Below are 21,577 nucleotides of genomic sequence, written 5' to 3'. Positions count from 1 at the left end.
ATTCCCGGGTTCGGAGTGAACCCGGGAATCGATTGTCGCGCTAGCGCATGCCAACACATGCGGCGAAAGCGCTACTTAGTTGTTGCCACCCGCGAGCTTCTCGCGAAGAGCAGCGAGCTGCTCGTTCGCGAGGGTGCCACCGGCCTCGGCGGACTCGGCAGCCGGAGCAGCGGCCTGCTCGGAAGCGGCAGCGTCGGACGAGTAGTTCGACGGGGCAGCCTCGGCCTGCTCCGCAGCAGCGGCGCGGCCCTTCTCGATCTGCACGGTGTGCAGCTTGTGGCGACGCTCCGCCTCGGCGTAGCGCTGCTCCCACTCTTCACGCTGCTTCTCGAAGCCCTCGAGCCACTCGTTGGTCTCGGGATCGAAGCCCTCGGGGAAGATGTAATTGCCGGCCTCGTCGTAGCTGTCGGCCATACCGTACTTGGACGGATCGAACTCTTCGGTGTAGTCCTCGTCGGCCTGCTTGAGCGACAGCGAGATACGACGACGATCGAGATCGATATCGATGACCTTGACCATCGCATCGTCGCCAACGCCGACGACCTGATCCGGAACCTCAACGTGGCGCTCTGCGAGCTCGGAGATGTGGACGAGACCCTCGATGCCCTCTTCGACGCGAACGAACGCACCGAACGGAACGAGCTTGGTGACCTTGCCCGGCACGATCTGGCCGATTGCGTGGGTGCGGGCGAAGTGGCGCCACGGGTCTTCCTGCGTCGCCTTGAGGGACAGCGAGACGCGCTCGCGGTCCAGCTCGACGGAGAGAACCTCGACCGTGACTTCCTGTCCGACCTCGACGACCTCGGACGGGTGGTCGATGTGCTTCCAGGACAGCTCGGAGACGTGGACGAGTCCATCGACACCGCCGAGATCCACGAACGCACCGAAGTTGACGATCGAGGAGACGACGCCCTTGCGGACCTGTCCCTTCTGCAGCTGGTGAAGGAACTCGGAGCGGACCTCGGACTGCGTCTGCTCAAGCCATGCGCGGCGCGAGAGGACAACGTTGTTGCGGTGCTTGTCGAGCTCGATGATCTTCGCTTCGAGCTCGCGGCCGACGTACGGCTGCAGGTCGCGGACGCGACGCATCTCGACCAGCGAGGCCGGGAGGAAGCCACGAAGGCCGATGTCGAGGATGAGACCACCCTTGACGACCTCGATGACGGTGCCCTTGACCGGCTCGTCCTTTTCCTTGAGCTCCTCGATGGTGCCCCAGGCGCGCTCGTACTGAGCACGCTTCTTGGACAGCATCAGCCGCCCTTCCTTGTCCTCCTTGGTGATGACAAGGGCCTCGACCGAATCGCCGACCTCGACGACCTCGCTCGGGTCGACGTCGTGCTTGATCGAGAGTTCGCGCGAGAGGATCACGCCTTCGGTCTTGTAACCGATATCAAGAAGGACCTCGTCACGATCGACCTTGACGACCTCGCCCTCGACGATGTCTCCATCGTTGAAGTACTTGATCGTGGCGTCGATTGCGGCAAGGAAGTCCTCGTCAGAGCCGATGTCGTTGACGGCTACCTGAGGCGAGGTGTTGTTGGTGGTCATATGTTGAGTTGCTCCGAACAAATGGAAAAGGTCGTAGATGGACAGTTAAGCTCCTGACGAGCCACTTCAAGCCACTTAACAACGATGAAAAGCGTTCGGGAGCCGCTCGCCAGAACAGGCACACGCACCGGGCGCGCACACACGGTGGTAAATACTACGCTGATAGAACTGTCAGATCAAACGCTGGCAGGTTCACTTCGAAACCTGGTCCCATCAGTCACATCGCCGTTTATTCCGAGGGGTTTTAGTGCCGCTATATCAGCGTCCGGAGGCAGGAAACGCCGAGTCCGTGAGAAGTTCACGAACGTGGTGGGACGCGGAAGCGTCGGACTACCACCGCGAACACGGGGCGTTTCTCGGCGCGGATTCGCCCACGGGGGAATTCATTTGGTGTCCCGAGGGGATGCACGAGGGAGATTGGGCGCTTCTCGGCGATACCCGCGGCAAGCGCGTACTCGAAATCGGGTGCGGCTCCGCGCCATGCAGCCGGTGGCTCGCCCACCAGGGTGCGCACCCGGTCGCCCTTGACTTATCTCGCAGCATGCTCGATGTGGGAGTTGCCGCGATGGACGCCGGAGACGGACGAATCCCCCTGGTGCAGGCGGACGCCACCGACCTGCCGTTTTCGGACGGATCGTTCGACATCGCGTTTTCCGCCTTCGGCGCGTTTCCCTTTGTCGCCGATTCCGCCCTCGCCATGCGCGAGGCCCATCGGGTACTTGCGCCCGGGGGCCTGTTCGTCTTTTCCATCAACCATCCGATGCGCTGGATCTTCCGCGACGATCCCGGTCCGCGTGGGCTCGAAGCCGTGCTTCCCTACTTCGACCGGTCGCCGTATACGGAAACCGATGACGACGGCGAGCTGCGTTACGTGGAACACCACCGCACTCTCGGCGATCGAATCAGGGAACTTCTCGCGGCCGGATTCGTGCTCGACGATCTCATCGAGCCGGAATGGCCAGAATGGCTCACGCAAACGTGGGGGCAGTGGTCCCCGCTACGCGGGGAGATCTTCCCCGGCACCGCGATCTTCGTCTCCCACCGTCCGGATTAGGCAGGGCCCTCAACGGTCTGGGCGGTGCCACGCTACGGGTTCACTCCCGGCATACGCCGAGCCACGATTCGGGATCCGATAGCGTTCTGTCTCCGCTCTTGTGTGGGGTGCCCACGAAAATGCGATTGCCGACGGGCCGATCGAATTCGTCGACCGCGATCTCGGTCGGTGTGAATTCGCGGTTCCCCGACGCGTCGGCGAGCTCGACGCTTACCGTGATCTCGTCATCGGCGCCGATACCGGTGTCCCCGACATCCGTGGCCTGCCAGGGTGCGGGCGCGCGACCTCCGAGGACGAACGAAAACGGTTCTTCGCTGGGCTCGCTCGCCTTGAGCTTTCCTACCGTGTCGCCGCCCGCCTCCACCGACACCTCGATAATCGCCTCACCGCAGGGATTGACGAATACCTCGTAGTCGCCGCCCGCCTCGCGGAGCACGCCCGCCTCCCCGACATATTCGGGAGACCCGAGGCTGCAACTCGCCATCATCAGAGCCCCGCCGGCGCATGCGGCGGCGAACTTCGTGCGCCCGCAGATGCGACACACCCGCTCCCCCATGGTCGCCGACGTCATAGGAGCTTCGACAGAAACTCTTGCGTACGCTCCTCCTTCGGGTGCTCGAGCACCTGCGCAGGCGTGCCGATTTCGACGACGCGACCTCCGTCCATGAAGGCCACCTTGTCGGCAACCTCGCGAGCGAATCCCATCTCGTGGGTCACCACGCACATGGTCATCCCGTCATTCGCGAGGTCACGCATCACCTGCAGCACCTCCCCGACGAGTTCCGGGTCGAGCGCGGAGGTGGGCTCGTCGAACAGCATGAGCTTGGGGTCCATGGCGAGAGCGCGTGCGATGGCGACGCGCTGTTGCTGCCCGCCGGACAGTTGCGCCGGATAAGCCTCGGCCTTCGCCGAGAGCCCTACGGTCTCGAGAAGTTCGGCGGCGCGGGCGCGCGCAGCGCCGGCCGGCTGCTTCTTCACCTGCACCGGCGCCTCGAAGATGTTCTCGATCGCCGTGCGGTGCGGGAACAGGTTGAAGTGCTGAAACACCATCCCCACGTCCGCGCGCTGGCGGGCGGCTTGCTTGGGGCTGAGCTCGTATAGCCGTTCGCCCTTCTGCCGGTATCCGATCAGGTCGCCGTCGACGTACAAACGACCGGCATTGACCTTCTCCAGGTGGTTGATGCAGCGCAGAAAGGTGGACTTACCCGAACCCGAAGGGCCGATCAGGCACAGCACTTCTCCCTTCGCTACCTCCAACGAAATCCCCTTGAGCACGCGGAGGGAACCGAAGTTCTTGTGGATCTCCTCGGCGCGGATCATCGGCTCGGTTCCTGTGGTGTCGCTCATCGCGCGCCTCCCTGCGGCTCGTCGGTGATCTCGATGTTGCGCGGGGGCACGCCTTCGGCGTCGGCCAGCGCGCGCAGCTGCTTCGCCGTCAGCTTTCGGGTGGCTCCGCGGGAGTAGTAGCGCTCAAGGTAGTACTGCCCGACCATGAGGATCGAGGTGACCGCCAGATACCACGTCGCGGCGACGATGAGCAGCGGGATCGGCTGGTAGTTCGCCGCCGAGATATCGCGGGCGCGGCCGGTCAGTTCGAGGGTGAACGGGATCGCCGTGACGAGAGAGGTGGTCTTGAGCATCGAGATCACCTCGTTGCCGGTCGGCGGAATGATCACGCGCATCGCTTGCGGAAGCACGGTGCGGATCGTGGTCTGACGCCAAGACATGCCCAGCGCCGTGGACGCCTCGCGCTGCCCCTCGGGCACCGAGTCGATGCCTGCCCGGACGATCTCGGCCATGTACGCCGACTCGTTGAGCGCGAGGCCGATGATCGCGAGGATCAGCGCGTTCGTCCAGTTCTGCGTGACGAACTCGACGAACGTGGGTCCCCACGGAATACCCAAGTGGACGACGGGGTAGATCGAGCCGACCATGCCCCACAGGAACAGCTGGAGGTACACCGGGGTTCCGCGGAAGATCCACAGGTACACCCATGCGACGTACCGCATCACCGGGTTATCGGACATCCGCATCACCGCAAACGTGACGCCGAGGACGATGGCGATCGCCATGGATGTCACAGTGAGCAGCAACGTGTACCCCGCGGCCAGCACGATGCGCTTGTCGAAAAGGTACCTGGCGTAGGTGTCCCAGCGGTACGCGTCGTTTGTCACCGCGCCCCAGACGAAGAGCCCGGCGAGCACGAGAATCACCGCCGCGGCGGTCCAGCGCCACGGGTGGCGTAGCGGCACGGCGCGGATCAGCTCCGGCTCCGAGCGCCCCTCGCCAGGCGCGGCGGGCGGTGTGTTCTGTTCGCCCCGATTGTCAGTCACTTCCCCTGGACCCTTTCGTTTCGTTCATGACGGCGGACCTGCTGTGTTCGCTAATGGTGCTACCCCAGCGACGGTTCTTCGGTGAGCAGGCCTTCCTGCACTCCCCAACGTTCCGCGATCTTGCCAAGCACTCCGGAGTCGGCGAGGTGCTGCAGCGCCGCGACGACTGCCTCGCCGAGCGGGCTGTCCTTGGCCATCGCAATGCCGTAGGGCTCGGCGTCGACGAGTTCCCCGACGAGTTCGACCTGGCCCTCGGCCTTCTCCACGACGAACGCGGACACCGGCGAATCCGCGCTCATGGCGTCCACCTGGCCCAGTGCGACGGCGCTGCCGACCTGGTCTTGCTCGTCGTACTGAACCTTTTCGATCGCGGGCTTACCTTCGGCTTCGCATTTCTTGCTGCGTGCGGGGATGTCGTCGGTGTCCTGCACGGTCGTGCGCTGCACCGCTACCCGCAGTCCGCAGGCGTTGTCGGGGTCGACGTCTCGATCCACTCGGGCTGCCCATTGCGTACCACCCATGAAGTAACGGGCCATGTCGACGACCTCTTCGCGCTCGGCCGTCACTGTCATCGAGGAGATGCCCGCGTCGAAGGTTCCCGTCTCGATCGAGGGGATGATCTTCTCGAAATCGGCCTCACGGATGTCGGCGCGCAGCCCCATGGTCTCGGCGACGACGTCGATGATCTCTATGTCGAAACCGATGATCTCGCCGGCATCGTTCTTGAACTCGTTCGGCGCGTACGGCGTGTTTGTTCCCACGACCAATGCCCCGGAGTTCGCTATGCCTTCCGGGACCATCGCGGCGATCTCCGGCACCGCGTCCACGCTCAGCGGCGGTTCCTCCGGGATTCCGACCTCCTCGGAGTTCGTGCACCCGGCCGCTGCCAGCGCGATCGCCGTCAGCGCGGCGATCCCGGCACTCAAGCTGCGCCGCCGCCGGTGCGGGCGTGACGGGGATGTGCTCATGGGCTTCGGGAAACCTTTCGCCGGGCGGACGGGTGGCGCGCGACGAACCGTTCGCCCGTTCGGTCCCGGCGATTCCCGCGCGCTCTTTTCGATGTCTGGAAGATTAAGTCAAACTAAACCCGGTTTCAAAGCGGTAAACGTCGGTTTTCGCCAGATTCACGCCCGGCGCTATTTGCCGTCTCCACGAATTCCCTGTGCAGCGAGCCGCAGCGCCCTGCGCGCCTCGGGAGTCCACCATCCTGCGACGTAGACGTGGAACCCCTCGGCCGCCTCCTCCAGGTGTACGCTGCCTCCGGCGTCACGCACCTTTCCCACCAGATCTATGACGTCGGGCGCAAGTACATCCCTACCGCCCTGCACCACGGTCATCGGGGGAAGATCGGCGAGGTCGGCGTTGGCAGGGCTGATGAGCGGGTCCGACGGGTCCCGGTCCCCCGCCCACCAGAGGCCGGCGGCGGCGAGGAGGTCGCAGTTGAGCGAGACGTCACGTTTCTGTACCTCGCGCGCGGCGGGGTTTTCCATCGTCACGTCGACCCACGGGGAGAACAGCACTAGGTGATCGGCGTTCCTGCCGGCCCGGTCGCGGCAGCGCTGCGCCTCGGCCAGCGCGATGCCGCCACCCGCCGAATCGCCGGCGAAGACGACTCGCCGCGATCCGGCCGCGAGGAGAACATCGTCGGTGACGGCGTCGAGGGACGGGTACGCCTCGTCCGCGGTGTGCTCGGGTGCGAGCAGGTAGCTCGGCACGTGGACGGTAGCGCCCGTCGCGGCGATGAGAGATCTGATGACCCACCAGTGCGGAGTAATCATCCCCGCGTTGTATGCGCCTCCATGGAAGTAGAGGATTTCGATATCCGCGCCGCCGCGTTTCGGGGTGAGCGTATACACGTCGATCCCCGCTACCGAGTCGGTCTCCACCGTGCACCGGCGCCGCAGGGACAGCGGCACTGGCGCATCACTCTTGACGTGCGAGTCGTCGCCAGGGGCGTACTTGTTCGAATGGGCCAGGAGGGTGTTGGTCAGCGCCATCGCCACGGACATGCGACCAGCCTATGCGCGCTGCGCCGCTAGTGCGCCGCCGCGTCCCAATTGTCTCCGACGCCCACGGAGACCTCGAGCGGCACCGAAAGCTCGATGGCCTCATCCATCTCCGTGACGACGATGTCGCGGACGGTGTCGAGCTCCCCTGCGACGATTTCGACGACGAGCTCGTCGTGCACCTGCAGAAGCATGCGACTTTCCAACTTCTCCTCGCGCAGGCGCCGGTCCACGCGGAGCATTGCCTCCTTGATGATATCCGCGGCGGTGCCCTGGATCGGAGCGTTGAGCGCTGCCCTCTCGGCGTTCTCGCGCTGCATCCGGTTGTTGGCGTTGAGCTCGGGAAGGTAGCGGCGGCGGCCGAACATCGTCTCTGTGTAACCCACCTTGCGGGCCTCCTCGACAACCTCGCCGAGGAAGTCGCGGACCCCACCGAAGCGGGCAAAGTACGCCTCCATCTGCTCCTTGGCCTCGCCCTGCGAGATACCCAGTTGCGCGGCTAGGCCGTAGGCCGACAGCCCATAGGCAAGGCCGTAGGACATTGCCTTCGTGCGGCGGCGCAGCTCGGGGGTGACCTCGTCGAGCTCGACCCCGAAGGCACGCGAGCCGACGAAAGAGTGGAGGTCCTCGCCGGAGCGAAATGCCTCGATGAGCCCCTCGTCCGCCGACAGGTGGGCCATCACACGCATTTCGATCTGGCTGTAGTCCGCCGTCAACAGGCATTCGTAGCCGGAGCCCACGCGGAACGCGGATCGGATCTTGCGACCGGTCTCGTTGCGCACGGGAATGTTCTGGAGGTTCGGTTCGATGGAGGACAGACGTCCGGTCGCGGCGATCGTTTGACGAAAGGTCGTGTGGATACGACCGTCGTCGGCGATGGACTTGATCAGCCCTTCGACGGTCTGCTTCATTTTCGTCGCGTCGCGGTATTCGAGCAGCGAACCGAGGAACGGGTGTGGTGTTGTCGCCTGGAGCTCCTCGAGGGCCTTGGCGTCCGTGGTGTAGCCGGTCTTCGTGCGCTTGGTCTTGGGCAGGCCGAGGTCCTCGAACAACACCTTTTGCAGCTGTTTCGGCGAGCCGAGGTTTACGGAGGAATCGCCGATCGACTCCCACGCCATGTTCTGCGCGGCGCTCGCCCGGTCGACGAACTCCTCCTGGAGCGTTTCGAGCGCCTTGCGGTCGACGTCGATGCCCGCGCGCTCGGATTCGAACAGGACCCGCGCGAGAGGAAGTTCCATGTCGTTGAACAGCTTCACGCCATGCACGGTCTCCAGCTCGACCTCGAGGCGGTCTGTAAGTTCTATCAGCGCGAACGCGCTCTCCGCGTTGTATTGGCCCAACTCGCGGTCGGAATCGGAGTCGTCGAGCAGGGACAGCTGCGATTCTGGCTCTCCGCCCGGGTGTAGTTCGCGCTGGAGGTGGCGCAGCATCAGATCGGCCAACGCATAGGTGCGCTGGCCCGGGCGGACGAGGTACGCGGCCAGCGAGGCGTCGAACGCGACACCCTCGATGTCCCAGTCCCGGGAGGCGGCCTGGTGTCTCGCGGCCTTCGAATCGTGGAAGAGCTTGGCCGACTCCGCGTCGGCAAGCCAGGCGCCGATCGCCTCCTCGTCCTCAGGCGCGGCAGAGGCGAGATCGAGGTACCCGGCGGTGCCGTCCGGGGCTGCGATGGCGATGGAGGTCAGGTCCGGCTCGGCGGGCGAGGCATTGCCGACGAAATGCACGCCGACCCGCTCGGCACCGGCGACCGACGTCAACCATTCGGACATCCCGCCGGTAGGGATCATCGTCAGGTCCAGCTCGACCTGCCCGGCTTCGTCGAGTTGGTCTGCGGTGTCGCCGACGGTCCCGAACGCGGCGAAGAGGCGGTCGCGGAAGTCCTTGCCGAACTGCAGGGCGTCGAGTTCTTTCGTCACAGCCACCGCGTCGACCTCGTGTCGGCGCAGGTCATCAACACCGACGTCGAGCTCCACGTCGCGTTCGAGTTCGGTGAGCTTGCGGTTCATCTGTACTTGCGGGATCGCTTCACGCAGGTATTCTCCGCGCTTGCCCCCGAATTCGTCGGCGTGGGCGATGATCTCGTCGAGGCTGCCGTACTTCTGCAGCCAGTCCGCTGCGGTCTTCTCCCCGACCTTGTAGACCCCAGGCAGGTTGTCGGAATTATCGCCGCGGATCGCCGCGAGATCCGGGTAGGTCTCCGGGCGGACGCCGTACTTAGCTTCGACCTCGTCCGGGGTATAGCGGATCGGCGTGCCGGTTCCCTGCTTCGGATATAGAACGGTTACCTCGTCGGTGACGAGCTGGAGGGCGTCGCGGTCGCCGGTGCAGATGTAGGTGTGGAAGCCCTTGCCCTTCGCCTCCTCGGCCAGCGTGGCGATGAGGTCGTCGGCCTCGTAGCCCTCGCGGCTTGCCATAACGATCCCGCACGCGGAAAGAACTTTCTGGATGAGCTCCACCTGCCCCGCCCATTCGGGCGGGGTCGCCGCTCGCTGCGCCTTGTACTCGGGGAACTCGGCGGTGCGCCGTAGCGACTTACGCGACACGTCGAACGCCACCGCGAAATGCGTGGGATTCTCCTCCTGCACGATCTTCATCACCTGCGTGAAGAAGCCGTACACGGCGTTGGTGTGCTGCCCGGACGAGGTGGAGAAATTCGCCGTCGGAATCGCGTAAAACGCCCGAAAGGCCAGCGAATGCCCGTCCACCAGGAGAAGCGTGTTCTCGCCGTCGTCTACCGTCTGCGCGCCATTGCTCTCGTCACTCACGCGTCCCACTCTATGTGTTTTATTCCTGACGCCGGACGTGCGGTAGAATTCCCGAAGGCACTTTGCCCCCGGCGCCGTCTGGCGCCGCGCCCCAGTAGCCCAATTGGCAGAGGCAACGGATTCAAAACCCGTCCAGTGTGAGTTCGAGTCTCACCTGGGGCACGCCGATTCGATACAAATCGCAAAGGACCCAGTCGCACTATGTGGCTGGGTCCTTTGCTTTCGGCGAACATACGAGGGGAAGAACTGCCGCCGGGCTATGCGATCATCCCGCTTTGCGGGGAATCTCGATCTCGTCCTGGCCGAGGGGTTCGATGGTGCCGTCTTCGTAGAAGAGCGCCTGGGAGGTTTCGCCGTCGGGCAGGAATGCGGTGACCAGCTTGGGCCAGGCCTGCGAGAAGTCGCCCTCGATGGGGACGATGTCGGCGATGATGTCGTTGTCGTGCATGATGTTCCTCCTTGAATCCGAGACTCCTGGCCCACCCGGGCGCCCTGTGCGTCAGCGGTGTGGGGTGAATATTCACCTCGAATGGACAGAACAGTAATGACGCTTCCTGTGTGGCTCATGGGACGACACTGGCTTATACCTTGGCGTCGGGAAATAACTTCGCATCGCCCACGTGGCACCCGCGAAAGCCGCCATCGACCTGGCCCGCGGCACGTAGAATCCGACGCATGAAAACGATCTCGCACTCTGCCCGCGTAGGCGCTTCGGCCGAAACCGTATGGGGCGTCATCACAGATATCGATAACTGCGCGGAGATCTTCACCGAGGTCGTGGCCACTGAGACCCTCTCGGAGGGCCCTTACGACGTGGGTTTCCAATGGTCGGAAACGCGCATGGTGTTCGGCAAGCCGCTCACGTCGACGATGGAGGTCATCGAGTGCGAGCTTGAAGGCCGCACACGTATTCGCTTCGACACCGAGGGAATCACCAACTACATCACGATCTCGCTCGGCCCGATCGATGAGGACACCACGTCGGTGACCTACGAGCATTACTCCGAGGTCGGCGACGTTTCCGGGGTCAAAAGGCTTGCCCTCCAGGCAGCTCGCATGCTCAGCGGCACCCTCATGTCCAAGGCGATGAACAAGATGGTGGCCACAGATCTCGACGAAATCGCCACCGAAAGCCGCCGCCGCAGCGCCGCGGCGGCCTCTTAACCACCGGTAGCCGAAGGCCGAGCGGCACTCCTCAGTTCGCCGCCCAACGGGCGTAGAGCTGCGCGTAGCGGCCGCCCTTGGCGACGAGTTCGTCGTGGGTGCCGTCCTCTAAGATCGCCCCTTCTGCCATGAGCACGACTCGGTCCGCGGCGATGGCCTGATCGAGGCGGTGCGCCACGACGAGCGACGTGCGTCCCGAGGCCGCCCGGATAGCCGCCTGCTCGAGCGCGCGAGCGTGATCGCTGCCTGCTTCTGCAGTCGCCTCGTCCATGATGAGCGCCGGTGGATCCTGCAGGATGATGCGCGCCAGCGAGATCTGCTGGACGACCTCCGGGCCCAGCTCGTCTGCCCCGGCGCCGACGCGGGTGTCCAGACCGAGGGGAAGCCACCGGCCCCATTGCAGCCCGCCCTCTACGAGCCCCGTTTCCGCCAGCGCGGCCTTGAGTACGTCGTCCCCGGCATCTGGGGCTGCCATGTGCAGATCCTCGCGCAGGGTGCCTGCAAACAAGTGCACTTCCTGACTGATGAGGGTGACGTTGCGCGCGGTCCACACGTCGGCGACCTCGGCGGTATCCACATCGCCGATGCGGATCCGGCCACCGGAGGGCCGTTGCAGCCCGGCGATGACGGCGGCGAGCGTCGATTTTCCCGCCCCCGAAGCACCTACGAGTGCCGTAGTCGTACCCGCGGCGAGCGTCAACGAGACGCCCTCCAACACATTCGCGCCGTCGGGGTAGGCGAAATCGAGCCCGTCGATCCGGATCTCGGGAGCGGAGTCCAGGTCGTCCGGTTCGGGTAGATCAGCCGTCCCGTCAGCAAGGGTGGCGAGCGCGACAGCACGGCCCAGGCCGGTGGCCGCCTTCTGGATCTCGCCGGCAAACATCAGCACGTTGAAAATGTGGACTTCCATGCGAGAGACGAGGACCGCGGCGGCTGCGGCCGCGCCGAGGGAAAGCTCTCCGGCGTCATACAACATGGCCGACACGACAAATGTAGCGATGAGCAGAAGCCCGTAGCCGAAGGTGGCCTGGCCGATGAGCCTCGTGATGACCGGCGCACGGTCGGCGTTGGCCTGCACGGCGTTCCATGAGCCCTTCTGCATCCGGCCGAGCGCCCACCTATCCAGCCGCATCGCCCGCAGTGTCGGGATGCCGCGGATGGTGTCGAGGAGGAGGTTGTTTCGTCGCGCCTCGGCCGAGGAGACGATGTTCGAGTACTCACGCATCGCGATAAGTGTCGAGCGCAGGATGGGTACCGTGAGCGTCGCGAGGATCGCGAAGATGATGAGGTAACGCCAGTCGATAAGGGCGAGCGAGACCATCGTGAACGGGAACATGAGGATGGTGACGACGAGGCGCACGCCGATCCCGCCGATGATGCGGACGGTCTGGTCGATGTCTTTGGTCAGACGCGTGATGACGTTGCCGGTACCGAGGGTGAGCACGTCCGAGATCGGCGCGCGCAGCACCGCCGACAGCGCGCCCCGGCGCAGGTCCACCGACATCTGCCTCGTCTTGGACACGATGAGCCACATACCGAAAGCGCGTCCGGCCGCCTCCACCAGTTGTGTGACGGCGATGGCAGCGAGCAGCAGGGCGAACCCGCGCGTCCCGGAGTCGAGGACGGGCACCGATTCGCCCGAGACGATTCCCGCCGCGTAGCCGAACAGGTTCGCCGAGAACATCATCGCGATCAGCGTGATCGTGAAGATGACGGCGAACGCCACGACCCAGCGCGCGCGGGGCCGCGAGGGCAGCGTGCCCAGGTAGCGCACGGAGTCGCCGAAGGGCGCCGGGGCGAGCGCGTCGGCAACCCGGTCGTCCGTGATCGTCGCGGGGGCTGCCGTGGTAGGTGTGCTCATCGCAGCTCCTCGACTGAGTCGGCTACAGCGATCCAGGCGCGCGAGGAGGTGATGATGACCGTCGAGGTGCCCTTCCGGTATGAGGCCACGGCACGTGCGACGTCATCCGCGGTGACGGCGTCCAGGCCTGTCGTCGGATCGTCGAGCACGAGTGTTTCGGCGCCCGTCGCCAGCGCGCGTGCGAGCGCCACTCGCTGCCGCTGGCCGCCTGAGAGGTTGAGTCCGGCCTCGCCGATCTCCCCGTCAGGCAAGGGTCCGGTGTCGCCGCCGCCGAGTCGGCGCACGATGTCGCCGCACGCGGCCACATCGAGAACTTCGCGGACCCGCGCCTCGCCGGCCGTGCCCAACGGATCGACGTTGTCGGCGAGCGTGCCTTCGAAAATGTTGACCGCATGTGGGAGCACGAGAATATCGTCGTGGGTGCTCAGCCGCTGCGCCCTCCGCGCCGCCTCGTGCTGGCCAGCCGAGGTGTGCGGCGACCAGATCGTCAAGCCCCGCGCGGGGCGCTCTACCGCGTCGTCGGCGTCGGCGATGCGCGGGCGGAGCGCGCCGACGAGCGTGCGGATGCGACCTGCAGATGTGGATCCGCGCGCCCAGAACTCGGTGAGAAAACCGAGCGAGTGCCCAGTCACGGTGAGGACAGGCGGAGCAAGCAGGGTGACCGAGATGAGCTCGCCCTCCCCTATCTCGTCATTCCACGCGAGCATCGCCGCGTAGGCGACGACCCCGACGGTGAACACCACCGGAACGAGCTGGCGCACGAAGGTGAGCGTTGCGGTGATGCGGGCGTCGGTGAGCATGAAGCCCAGCGCGGTGTCGGTGGCCTCGCGGAACCTCGACTCGGTCGCCGCGACCGCGCCGAGGCCCTTGACCACGCGGGAGCCCTGCGCGTAATCGGTGGCCATCGATACGGTGTCGGATTCTGCTGCGCGGCGTTTGGCGGAGATCTTCTAGATCGGTCGCGCGGTTAACACCGAGGCCAGCGCCGTACAGATCCCCCCGAGCACGAGCAGCAGCGAAATCACCGGCGACGACGGGGCGAGGAGCACGACCGCGCCGATGAGCATCCCGACCATCATCACCGGGAAGTTGATGACCTGCTTGAGCTCGCCGACCTGGTTCGAATCCTCGTCGACCGTATTGAGCACGTGCCCCGGCGCCAGCCCCGACTCGCGGGAGCGCAGCAGACGATCCGTGAGCGACAAACGTAGAGCGTGCACCGTTCGAGCCTGCGCGACGTCGGTCATCGCATCGCCGGTGGCCTCCAGCACCCACCCCACGAACAGAAGCACGGCGATGACGGCGCACGGGATGAGTACCCGAGTGGCCGAGCCTTCCCCGAACGCGAACTCCACGCCGCGGCCGATGACGATGGAGCTCATCGCGCCGATGAAGGCGTTGACGGCGAGAGTGGACACGATGACGAGGACGGCGATCGGGTGGGACCAGAGAAGCGCCCATGCGGCGCGACCATTGCTCGTCCACCGCGCATCATCAACGAGACCCGGTTCCTGCGGCGCTACCTCCGGCACGAACCAGGTCCACGTCGGCATCCTGCGATAGTTTCGGGGCACGAATTGCAGACTACCAACGCATCCCGACAGAGAAAGAAGCGAATCAGCCCTGCTGACGTGTGATTTCTTCGACAAGCGACCGAGTCAGCGGAGCGGGCACCGACGCCGAATCTGCCGCCCGAAGTACCGCACCTCCGATAGCTTCGAGTTCGAGCGGGAGGCCGGCGCCGGCATCCTTGTGCATCGACGACGTCCCATTTTCCGGGAATGCGTCGTAGAGGCTCATTTGCTCATCCTCGTCGCTGTCGACTCCATACGCTGCGGCGACCGTATTCGCCTCTTCCAGAACTCCGAGAAGCTCGCTCCGGTGATCCGTTCTGATTTGCCCGATGGGTTTGTCGAAACGAGTGGTCAACAACGCGAATGGTGCGAGGAAAGACAGCTTCGACCACATCACCTGCGCCTCGTTGTCATGAACGGTTGCCGCGATTCCTGCCGACTGTAGGAGCTCGACGAGTTCCACACGCCGGGAGTCTCCGCCCGACTCGTCGGCGAGGTCGACGCGAACGAACGAACTCTTCTGCTCTATCTCTCCTGGGGCCACGCGGGTGGACTCGACCCTGATGACGCCCGCGAGCACTCTTGAGGAAGGGAACACGCGGCGGAGATCGGAGACGTGCTCGATGCCGTTCAGGAACGGAATCAACGTCGCGCCCTCGACCAGTTCCGGATCGATCCGCTCGACCGCCTTTTCCAACTGTGTGGCCTTGACCGTGACGAGAACGATGTCCGCCTTGACCGTGAGGGAATCTTGCGCGTCGACGGAGACCTCGAAGTCGCCAAACTGTTCGCTGGCGACACGAATGCCATCGCGACGCAGAATCTCTGCCGTGTCGGGCTTGGCGATAAAGACCACCTCGTGCCCGGCGCGAACAAGTAGTGCGCCGACGAGTCCGCCGATCCCGCCGGCTCCGAGTATCGCGATCGTCTTTTTCTCTACCGATTCCATAGCGTGATCCCCGCAGGCCGTCAGTTGATTGTCGTGGACAACGATCCTACGTAACCAGAGATTCAACCGGTCCCCGGCGTTCCCGTCGCGCTGTGTCACACTGTGGCCATGCCGGACAACGAAACGACCGTGCCCGAACCAGCACCGGAAGATGTGCGGGGCGAAGCCCTCAATCCCGTCAGTCGCAAGCTGGTTCCAGCCCGTTATATATCGGTGCTGCCCTTTACCGCGGCGGTCGCTATCGCCGGTGTCGTTCTGGCGCTTATCTTCCATCCCGCGTGGTGGGCTCTCGCCGCCGCCGGAATCGCGTTGACCACGTTCAGCCTGTGGATCGTGCCCGTACAGGTGAAACGCATCGGCTGGCTGGAAACCGACGACGAGCTGCTCATCTCCAAGGGCCGGCTGTGGCACCAGTTCACCGTGGTTCCCTACGGGCGAATCCAGTACGTCGACGTCACGGCGGGTCCGATCGCGCAGACCTTCGGGCTTCAAACGGTCACGCTCAACACCGCGTCGAGCACATCGGATTCGTCCATTCCGGGCTTGCCTGCCGACGAAGCGACCGCGCTGCGCCGACGCCTGGCGGACAAGGCGCGCGAGAGGATGAGCGGGCTGTGAGCGTGTTTTCCCGGGAAACGTCCGACGGTTGGCGGCGGGTCCACCCGGCTACGAACCTGCTCGAGATGTGGGCAGTGCTCGTCGCGGCGATCGTGGCGTTCGCGTTCAACGCCTTCTCCCGCGTCCGCGATGCGGCAGAATTTCTCTCCGATCATCTCGGCTGGCTGCCTGTGGCCATCGCGGTCGCGGGAATCCCGCTCATCATCGTGTTGCTATGGGCCGCGACGATTCCGTGGTGGCGCGCCAAGGGCTTCCGCCTCACAGAGGATCAAGTAGTCCTCCGCCACGGCCTCATCACTCGGACGACACGGTCCGCACACTTCGAACGCGTGCAAGCTGTCGATATCGTCGAACCGCTCATCGCCCGGATCTTCGGACTCGCGGCCGTACGTGTGGAGACGGCAGGCGGGTCCGATTCGGTTGTCGCCATCGAATTCCTTCGCCGTGCGGAAGCGGCAGGCCTGCGCGAGGAGATCCTCGGCACCGTTCGCAAAACCACTGGCACCTCCGAGGCGCCCGCACACAACCCGGCGCAAGTGCGCGCAGCGACAGGGGCAGCCGAGGCGACCGAGGCACCTTTCACTACAGGCGCGGAAGCCGACGCGGACGGCGGACGCCTGCTCGTACCGACGATTCCCATCACGCGGTCCATCGCGGGAGCGGCGCTCGATTGGTCGGCGCTGGCCGTGCTCGTCGTCGCCGTCGTCGCCGTGGTGTTCCCGCCGGCCATCACGGGCCTCATCCCGTTCTTCATCGGCGCCGCCCCGTGGCTCTACGGAGTCCTCAACAAGAGTTGGAGGTTCACCGCGACTCTCGAATCCGGCGAGCTCAATCTTCAGTACGGTCTCGCCGAGCGGCGCCGGCAGACCGTTCCGCTCGACCGGATCCACGCGGTGCAGGTCCACCAGCCTGCGCTGTGGCGGCTCACCGGTTGGTGGAAGGTGCTCGTCGATGTTGCCGGCTACCGCGAGGACAAGACCTCGGGCACCACGGTCGTCTTTCCCGTCGGCACACTCGCGGACGCCGTGCGCGTGTTCGAGGCCGTCGGCCCCCTCTCCATCGAAGAGATCGCCGAGTACGCCCGGCCCGAGGGCAGGACCCGCGCCGATTTCACCAGCCCCGAGAATGCGCTCCTGGTGTCGCCCTTCGATCTCCGACGTCAAGGTGTGACCTTGGTTGGTGACGGGCACTCCGTGCCGCACGCGGTCGTGACGCACGCCGGGCGCCTGGGGCGCCGGGTCTCGGCCATCGACCCCGCTCACATCCAGGAGCTCAGTCTCTCGCGGGGGCCTATCCAGCAGGGCCTGGCCATCGCGACTGTACGTATGGACCTTGTCCCTGGGCCGGTGTCCATGGCCGGGGAGGACCTCAGCGTCGCCGAGGCGGACCGCCTTCTCGCAATCCTGCGCCAGCGACGCCTACCCGAAGTGGTGAGCGCGCATAGCGCTGTGGGGCCGCAACCGAAGTAGCGGCCCCACACGAGCCCGAAAAGTAATGCCGTATGACGGCGGAGATTCTTAGTTCGACGAGACGCGGGCGCGAAGCGCCTCGATCTGCTCCTGCTGGATCTTCTTGAGTCCACCGGGCGCGAACGTGCGCTCGAAGAACCCACCGATGCCGGTCGCACCGTCCCACTGGGTATCGACGATCAGCGTGCACGAGCTCGCTCCCTGTGCGCGCACCGTGTACGTGGTGACCATTGTGGAGTTCTTGTCGGCCTCCGACAGAGTCCACTCGGTGTTCTTGTCGCCGGTCTCGGTGACCACGGCCTCGACATCGCGGGAACGCTTCTTCGTAGCCTGGAGATTCCATGCGGCGATCGTGCCCTGACCCATGCCACCGGCGACGACGCGGAAGGCCGAGTAGTTCTCCGGCTGGAGCTCCGGGCGGATCTGGTAGTTCGCAAGAGTATCGGCGACGACATTCGCCGGCGCGGCGATAGTGGCTTCGTTTCGAGCTTGGACCTTACCCACGTGCATTTCTCCTTCGCGTGGACTCGTGGCGCGTCATCTGCGCGCCCTGCGCCAGTCTAGGTGCTTTGATCTCGGGGAACTCCCCGCGGGTGATTTGAGAACGCGGAAATACCCCGAAGCGGCGCCGGGATCGGTTCCCTGAGAGGTGAACCGTACCGACGCCGCTTTCGATAAGAGGGGTGGTGGCGCAAGAACCTTGCTACTGCGCTGGGTCGTGCATGTGAAGTTGTGGTGCGCGGATCTCCCGCGCGGCGCTGTGGCCGTCTTTAGACGATGACGCCGTTCTGGGCGAGCCACGGCACCGGATCGATCCACTGGCCGGCAGCGTTCTGCACGCCGAAGTGAAGGTGCGGGCCCGTGGAGTAGCCGCGGTTACCGGTGGTGCCGATGACCTGTCCGGCATTCACACGCTGTCCGACGGACACGTAGTTCTCGTTATTGTGGCCGTACTCGAGGAGCTCGCCATCATCGGTGCGGATGCGAATCCACAGGCCGTAGCCCGAGGCCGGTCCTGCAGCCTCGACGGTGCCGGACTTGGCGGCGTACATCGGGGTGCCGACCGGGGCGCCGAAGTCGGTGCCGTTGTGGAATGTGCCCCAGCGGGGGCCGAAGCCGGAGGTGAGCGCACCGACGGTAGGTGCGTGAGCGCCACCGGGGATGATGTCGCTGAGCGAACCGAGATCGATACCGGCAACGTCGGCATACTGCTGGGCCGTCGCCTGGTCGATGTGGCCGGCGAAGTGGTCGTTGTAGACCTGCGTCGCCATATCCTGAACCTGCTCAGGGGAAGGCATCTCTGCAGACTGCGCCTGGGCCATGGGGCCGGACACGAGTGCTGCGCCGCCTGCAATTGCTGCACCGGCAAAGACCTTGGCGGTCGTACGTCCTGCGGCGGAGTTGCGAGCCTGTGCGTGGCGGACCGTGGTTCCGGCCGCCGACTGTGCGCCGAGACGCTCCTGGAGCTGTGCGACGGAGACCGCGTTCGGGTTGTGCTTCATGTGCGTCCTCTTATCGAAGGTCTAGCTGGTGTGCTTCTGTCTGTCTCGCTTTGATCACAAGACGGTGACAAAAACGAATGTATTGGGGCCGTTTGAACGACCTCAAGCAATGTAACAGAACGGTCTCACAAATGTCACGTCATCGGACAAACAAATTACGACGACGCAGGTCAGAGGACTAAACCTGCGTCGTCGCGTTTGTTATCTTTGCGAGATCAGTGGTCTTGTTCGCCGATCCGGTGCGCGAGGATGAAGTTGGTCGACCCTTCGACTCCGGGGACACTGCCAGCTACGAGGATCACGAGATCTCCGGCCTTGAACCGGGCGTGGGATTCGAGGATTCCGTCGGTGGTGGACAACACCTGGGCGGTGTCGCCGAACTCGTCGATGAGGAAGGTTTCCACTCCCCACGTGAGTGCGAGCTGACTGCGCACACGCTTGTTTCCGGTCACGGCGAAAAGCGGTAGCGGGCTATGTAGGCGCGAGAGCCGCCGCACTGTGTCCCCACTGGATGTGACGGCCACGAGCGCCTTTGCATCGAGCGACTCGCCGATCTCGCGCGCCGAATAGCTGATGACGCCGCGCTTGGTCCGTGGTTTGTGCCGCAGCTCCGGGACGTAGGTGGAATCCGCCTCGACCGCCTGGGCGATCGAGGACATGGTCCGCACGGACTCGTACGGGTATTTACCGATGGATGTCTCTCCGGAGAGCATGACGGCGTCGGCGCCGTCGAGCACGGCGTTGGCGACGTCGGACGCCTCGGCGCGGGTGGGCCTGGAATTCTCGATCATCGAGTCGAGCATCTGCGTTGCCACGATGACCGGCTTGGCGTTCTCCCGGGCAATCTGGACGGCACGCTTTTGCACCAGAGGGACATCTTGAAGAGGTAGTTCAACACCGAGGTCGCCGCGGGCGACCATGATGCCGTCGAAGGCCATGACGATCGCCTCGAGATTCTCTACGGCTTCGGGCTTCTCGAGCTTGGCGATGACGGGAAGGTAGACGTCTTCCTCGTCCATGATCTGGCGGACCAGGTCGGCGTCCGCCGGGGAACGGACAAAGGACAGCGCGATGAAGTCGACGCCGAGTTGCAAAGCGAAGCGCAGATCGGAGATGTCCTTCTCCGAAAGTGCGGGCACCGAGACATTCATCCCCGGTAGCGAGACGCCCTTGTTGTTGGACACTTCCCCGCCCTCGGTCACGAGGCAGCGCACGTCCTTGTCGCGCACCTCGATGACCTCGACCGCGACCTTGCCGTCGTCGATGAGCAGACGGTCGCCCGGGCGGGCATCGTCGGAAAGTTGCTTATAGGTTGTCGACACCCTGTCGTGGGTGCCCTCGACGTCCTCCACCGTGATGGTGACAAACTCCCCGGTCTCCCATTGCTCGCGGGTGTTGGCGAAGGTGCCAAGTCGAATCTTGGGCCCCTGGAGGTCTGCAAGAACTCCGACGGCGCGACCTGTGGCCTCGGAGGCCTCGCGCACCCAGTTGTAGTTCTTCTCGTGGTCTTCGTGGGCACCATGGCTGAAGTTGAGGCGTGCGACATCCATGCCGGTATCCACCAGCTTGCGCACACCTTCCTGGGAGGCCACGGCAGGCCCGAGCGTACATACGATTTTAGTCCGGCGTTTCACGCCACCATCGTAGTCCGAGCAGAGAGATCGCGCCGCCGGGAAAAGCCGCTAACCGCGACCCTCTCCCGGGCCCTCCGGCCGGTCCTTTCCGGCCGAATCCGACTCGTGTCCTGCGCTTCCGGCGGCTGCGGCAGGTTCGTGGTCGGGCTCCTCCGACGTCATATCCGACCGATTTTTCGGTAGTAATTCCTTCGGGTCCTCGCGGTGGCGCGGCTTCTTGAATGCAACGTATGCGAGAGCGGCGAGGAGAACCACGGCCGAGACGATCGTGTTGATGCGGAGTCCGAATACCATCGTGGCGTCATCGGTGCGCATGAGCTCGATACCGAAGCGGCCCAGACAGTAGAGCGCGACGTAGAGCGCGAACACGTGTCCGTGGCCGAGGCGGAACCTGCGATCGAGCGCGACCAGGACCACGGCGACGAGGACGCACCATAGCAATTCGTACAGGAACGTGGGATGGACGACGGTGAGCACTTCGCCGGTCGAGGTTCCCTGATATTGGCCGAAGGTGTCGGTCGCCTCGTTGTATCGGCGGTAGATCTCGAGCCCCCACGGCAGGTCGGTCTCGCCGCCGTAGAGCTCCTGGTTGAAATAGTTGCCGAGACGACCGATGCCCTGGGCGAGGATGATCGGCGGGGCGATCGAATCGGCGAAGGCACCTACCGAGCGGATTCCGAGAGAACGCAGTCCGATGAGTGCGCCGAGGGCGCCGAAGGCCACTGCACCCCAGATTCCGAGGCCGCCGTCCCAGATCTTCAACGCGTCGACTGGATTCTTGCCCTCGCCGAAGTAGCGCCAGCTGTCCGTGGCGACGTGGTAAATGCGGCCGCCGATGATGCCGAAGGGCACCGCCCAGATGGCCACGTCGAGCACGACGCCCGGCTCACCGCCGCGCGCCTTCCATCGACGCTCGCCCCAGATACAGGCAACGACGATTCCGGCGATGATGCATATGGCGTACATGCGCAACGGGAACGGGCCGAGGTCCCACTCCCCTTGCGGTGGGCTGGGTATATAGGCGAGTGCGGTGCTGTCCATGGGCGCTGGTGGCTACTTTCGTAGTTCGGGGGCGGGCTGGCGCGTAGTCCTGGTGCGCG

20 protein-coding genes and 1 tRNA gene are annotated in these 21,577 nt (G+C 64.8%); 5 read left to right on the top strand and 16 right to left on the bottom strand.

Features of this window, described 5'->3' with window-relative positions; translation table 11 throughout:
- Window positions 1–75 precede the first annotated feature (75 nt).
- Window positions 76–1,548, bottom strand: coding sequence for a 30S ribosomal protein S1 (gene rpsA / locus BJL86_RS07250; RefSeq protein ID WP_075844897.1), 1,473 nt, complete (start codon window positions 1,546–1,548; stop codon window positions 76–78).
- 247 nt (window positions 1,549–1,795) lie between these two features.
- On the opposite strand from rpsA, the gene BJL86_RS07245 reads away from it, so the two are divergent.
- The gene (locus BJL86_RS07245; protein WP_067472986.1) at window positions 1,796–2,602 is read left to right on the top strand and encodes a class I SAM-dependent methyltransferase; all 807 of its coding nucleotides are present in this window, start codon (window positions 1,796–1,798) and stop codon (window positions 2,600–2,602) included.
- A 40-nt stretch (window positions 2,603–2,642) separates the two neighbouring features.
- Here BJL86_RS07245 and BJL86_RS07240 read toward each other — a convergent pair whose 3' ends face one another.
- From BJL86_RS07240 to polA, 6 genes are all read right to left on the bottom strand, one after another.
- Window positions 2,643–3,173, bottom strand: a complete 531-nt coding sequence (locus BJL86_RS07240) for a hypothetical protein (RefSeq protein ID WP_067472989.1) — start codon at window positions 3,171–3,173, stop codon at window positions 2,643–2,645.
- Entirely contained in the window at window positions 3,170–3,949 is a 780-nt protein-coding gene (locus tag BJL86_RS07235; protein ID WP_067472992.1) for an amino acid ABC transporter ATP-binding protein, read from the bottom strand. The genes BJL86_RS07240 and BJL86_RS07235 overlap by 4 nt, the downstream gene beginning before the upstream one ends.
- Window positions 3,946–4,935 carry an amino acid ABC transporter permease gene (locus tag BJL86_RS07230; RefSeq protein ID WP_067472995.1) on the bottom strand — a complete coding sequence of 330 codons (990 nt, stop codon included), beginning with the start codon at window positions 4,933–4,935 and terminating at the stop codon, window positions 3,946–3,948. Before BJL86_RS07230 ends, BJL86_RS07235 begins: the two co-directional genes overlap by 4 nt.
- 59 nt (window positions 4,936–4,994) lie before the next feature.
- Window positions 4,995–5,903 (bottom strand): ABC transporter substrate-binding protein, encoded by a 909-nt coding sequence (locus BJL86_RS07225; protein WP_067472998.1) that lies wholly within the window; start codon window positions 5,901–5,903, stop codon window positions 4,995–4,997.
- A gap of 168 nt (window positions 5,904–6,071) precedes the next feature.
- On the bottom strand, window positions 6,072–6,944 hold the full coding sequence (locus tag BJL86_RS07220; protein WP_067473000.1) for an alpha/beta hydrolase fold domain-containing protein: 873 nt from the start codon (window positions 6,942–6,944) through the stop codon (window positions 6,072–6,074).
- 26 nt (window positions 6,945–6,970) lie between these two features.
- Window positions 6,971–9,715, bottom strand: coding sequence for a DNA polymerase I (gene polA, locus BJL86_RS07215; protein ID WP_414836061.1), 2,745 nt, complete (start codon window positions 9,713–9,715; stop codon window positions 6,971–6,973).
- 79 nt (window positions 9,716–9,794) lie between these two features.
- On the opposite strand from polA, the gene BJL86_RS07210 reads away from it, so the two are divergent.
- Window positions 9,795–9,868, top strand: a tRNA-Leu gene (locus tag BJL86_RS07210).
- Between the two features lie 103 nt (window positions 9,869–9,971).
- Here BJL86_RS07210 and BJL86_RS07205 read toward each other — a convergent pair.
- Window positions 9,972–10,154 (bottom strand): hypothetical protein, encoded by a 183-nt coding sequence (locus BJL86_RS07205; protein ID WP_067473003.1) that lies wholly within the window; start codon window positions 10,152–10,154, stop codon window positions 9,972–9,974.
- Window positions 10,155–10,381: 227 nt separating this feature from the next.
- Between BJL86_RS07205 and BJL86_RS07200 the strand changes: the two genes are divergently transcribed.
- Entirely contained in the window at window positions 10,382–10,870 is a 489-nt protein-coding gene (locus BJL86_RS07200) for an SRPBCC family protein (protein ID WP_067473006.1), read from the top strand.
- Window positions 10,871–10,901: 31 nt separating this feature from the next.
- Here BJL86_RS07200 and BJL86_RS07195 read toward each other — a convergent pair whose 3' ends face one another.
- The 4 genes from BJL86_RS07195 to BJL86_RS07185 are packed head-to-tail and all read right to left on the bottom strand — an operon-like array spanning window position 10,902 to window position 15,254.
- Window positions 10,902–12,731 (bottom strand): ABC transporter ATP-binding protein, encoded by a 1,830-nt coding sequence (locus BJL86_RS07195; protein ID WP_067473011.1) that lies wholly within the window; start codon window positions 12,729–12,731, stop codon window positions 10,902–10,904.
- The gene (locus tag BJL86_RS17570) at window positions 12,728–13,636 is read right to left on the bottom strand and encodes an ATP-binding cassette domain-containing protein (RefSeq protein ID WP_231887159.1); all 909 of its coding nucleotides are present in this window, start codon (window positions 13,634–13,636) and stop codon (window positions 12,728–12,730) included. Before BJL86_RS17570 ends, BJL86_RS07195 begins: the two co-directional genes overlap by 4 nt.
- A gap of 45 nt (window positions 13,637–13,681) precedes the next feature.
- Window positions 13,682–14,305, bottom strand: coding sequence for an ABC transporter ATP-binding protein (locus BJL86_RS17565; RefSeq protein ID WP_231887160.1), 624 nt, complete (start codon window positions 14,303–14,305; stop codon window positions 13,682–13,684).
- A 43-nt stretch (window positions 14,306–14,348) separates the two neighbouring features.
- Window positions 14,349–15,254 (bottom strand): ketopantoate reductase family protein, encoded by a 906-nt coding sequence (locus BJL86_RS07185; protein ID WP_067473014.1) that lies wholly within the window; start codon window positions 15,252–15,254, stop codon window positions 14,349–14,351.
- A 108-nt stretch (window positions 15,255–15,362) separates the two neighbouring features.
- Here BJL86_RS07185 and BJL86_RS07180 point away from each other — a divergent pair, with 108 nt between their 5' ends.
- Window positions 15,363–15,872, top strand: coding sequence for a PH domain-containing protein (locus tag BJL86_RS07180; protein WP_067473016.1), 510 nt, complete (start codon window positions 15,363–15,365; stop codon window positions 15,870–15,872).
- Complete coding sequence (locus tag BJL86_RS07175; protein WP_082908403.1) at window positions 15,869–17,341, top strand: PH domain-containing protein; 1,473 nt, start codon at window positions 15,869–15,871, stop codon at window positions 17,339–17,341. The genes BJL86_RS07180 and BJL86_RS07175 overlap by 4 nt, the downstream gene beginning before the upstream one ends.
- Window positions 17,342–17,389: 48 nt before the next feature.
- Here the strand turns inward: BJL86_RS07175 and BJL86_RS07170 are convergent, their stop codons facing one another.
- The 4 genes from BJL86_RS07170 to lgt form a co-directional block, all read right to left on the bottom strand.
- Window positions 17,390–17,845, bottom strand: coding sequence for an SRPBCC family protein (locus tag BJL86_RS07170; RefSeq protein ID WP_067473315.1), 456 nt, complete (start codon window positions 17,843–17,845; stop codon window positions 17,390–17,392).
- 266 nt (window positions 17,846–18,111) lie between these two features.
- Entirely contained in the window at window positions 18,112–18,843 is a 732-nt protein-coding gene (locus BJL86_RS07165; protein WP_067473019.1) for a M23 family metallopeptidase, read from the bottom strand.
- 215 nt (window positions 18,844–19,058) lie between these two features.
- Window positions 19,059–20,477, bottom strand: a complete 1,419-nt coding sequence (pyk, locus tag BJL86_RS07160; protein WP_067473022.1) for a pyruvate kinase — start codon at window positions 20,475–20,477, stop codon at window positions 19,059–19,061.
- A gap of 48 nt (window positions 20,478–20,525) precedes the next feature.
- The gene (lgt, locus tag BJL86_RS07155; RefSeq protein WP_067473025.1) at window positions 20,526–21,518 is read right to left on the bottom strand and encodes a prolipoprotein diacylglyceryl transferase; all 993 of its coding nucleotides are present in this window, start codon (window positions 21,516–21,518) and stop codon (window positions 20,526–20,528) included.
- Window positions 21,519–21,577: the final 59 nt, after the last annotated feature.

The sequence above is a fragment of the Dietzia timorensis genome (assembly GCF_001659785.1).
GTDB classification, from domain to species: Bacteria; Actinomycetota; Actinomycetes; order Mycobacteriales; family Mycobacteriaceae; genus Dietzia; species Dietzia timorensis.
The sequence above is the reverse complement of the archived record's forward strand: the minus strand, read 5'-3'. Positions and strand labels throughout refer to the sequence as shown.

What these genes read in the sequence shown, in the direction of transcription:
- BJL86_RS07220 (WP_067473000.1), bottom strand. Translation starts at nt 6,944, where the DNA reads ATGTCCGTGGCGATGGCGCTGACCAACACCCTCCTGGCCCATTCGAAC.
- BJL86_RS07205 (WP_067473003.1), bottom strand. Translation starts at nt 10,154, where the DNA reads ATGCACGACAACGACATCATCGCCGACATCGTCCCCATCGAGGGCGAC.
- BJL86_RS07180 (WP_067473016.1), top strand. Translation starts at nt 15,363, where the DNA reads ATGCCGGACAACGAAACGACCGTGCCCGAACCAGCACCGGAAGATGTG.
- BJL86_RS07165 (WP_067473019.1), bottom strand. Translation starts at nt 18,843, where the DNA reads ATGAAGCACAACCCGAACGCGGTCTCCGTCGCACAGCTCCAGGAGCGT.
- rpsA (WP_075844897.1), bottom strand. Translation starts at nt 1,548, where the DNA reads ATGACCACCAACAACACCTCGCCTCAGGTAGCCGTCAACGACATCGGC.
- BJL86_RS07225 (WP_067472998.1), bottom strand. Translation starts at nt 5,903, where the DNA reads ATGAGCACATCCCCGTCACGCCCGCACCGGCGGCGGCGCAGCTTGAGT.
- BJL86_RS07235 (WP_067472992.1), bottom strand. Translation starts at nt 3,949, where the DNA reads ATGAGCGACACCACAGGAACCGAGCCGATGATCCGCGCCGAGGAGATC.
- BJL86_RS07195 (WP_067473011.1), bottom strand. Translation starts at nt 12,731, where the DNA reads ATGAGCACACCTACCACGGCAGCCCCCGCGACGATCACGGACGACCGG.
- lgt (WP_067473025.1), bottom strand. Translation starts at nt 21,518, where the DNA reads ATGGACAGCACCGCACTCGCCTATATACCCAGCCCACCGCAAGGGGAG.
- BJL86_RS17570 (WP_231887159.1), bottom strand. Translation starts at nt 13,636, where the DNA reads ATGGCCACCGATTACGCGCAGGGCTCCCGCGTGGTCAAGGGCCTCGGC.
- BJL86_RS07240 (WP_067472989.1), bottom strand. Translation starts at nt 3,173, where the DNA reads ATGACGTCGGCGACCATGGGGGAGCGGGTGTGTCGCATCTGCGGGCGC.
- BJL86_RS07185 (WP_067473014.1), bottom strand. Translation starts at nt 15,254, where the DNA reads ATGGAATCGGTAGAGAAAAAGACGATCGCGATACTCGGAGCCGGCGGG.
- BJL86_RS07200 (WP_067473006.1), top strand. Translation starts at nt 10,382, where the DNA reads ATGAAAACGATCTCGCACTCTGCCCGCGTAGGCGCTTCGGCCGAAACC.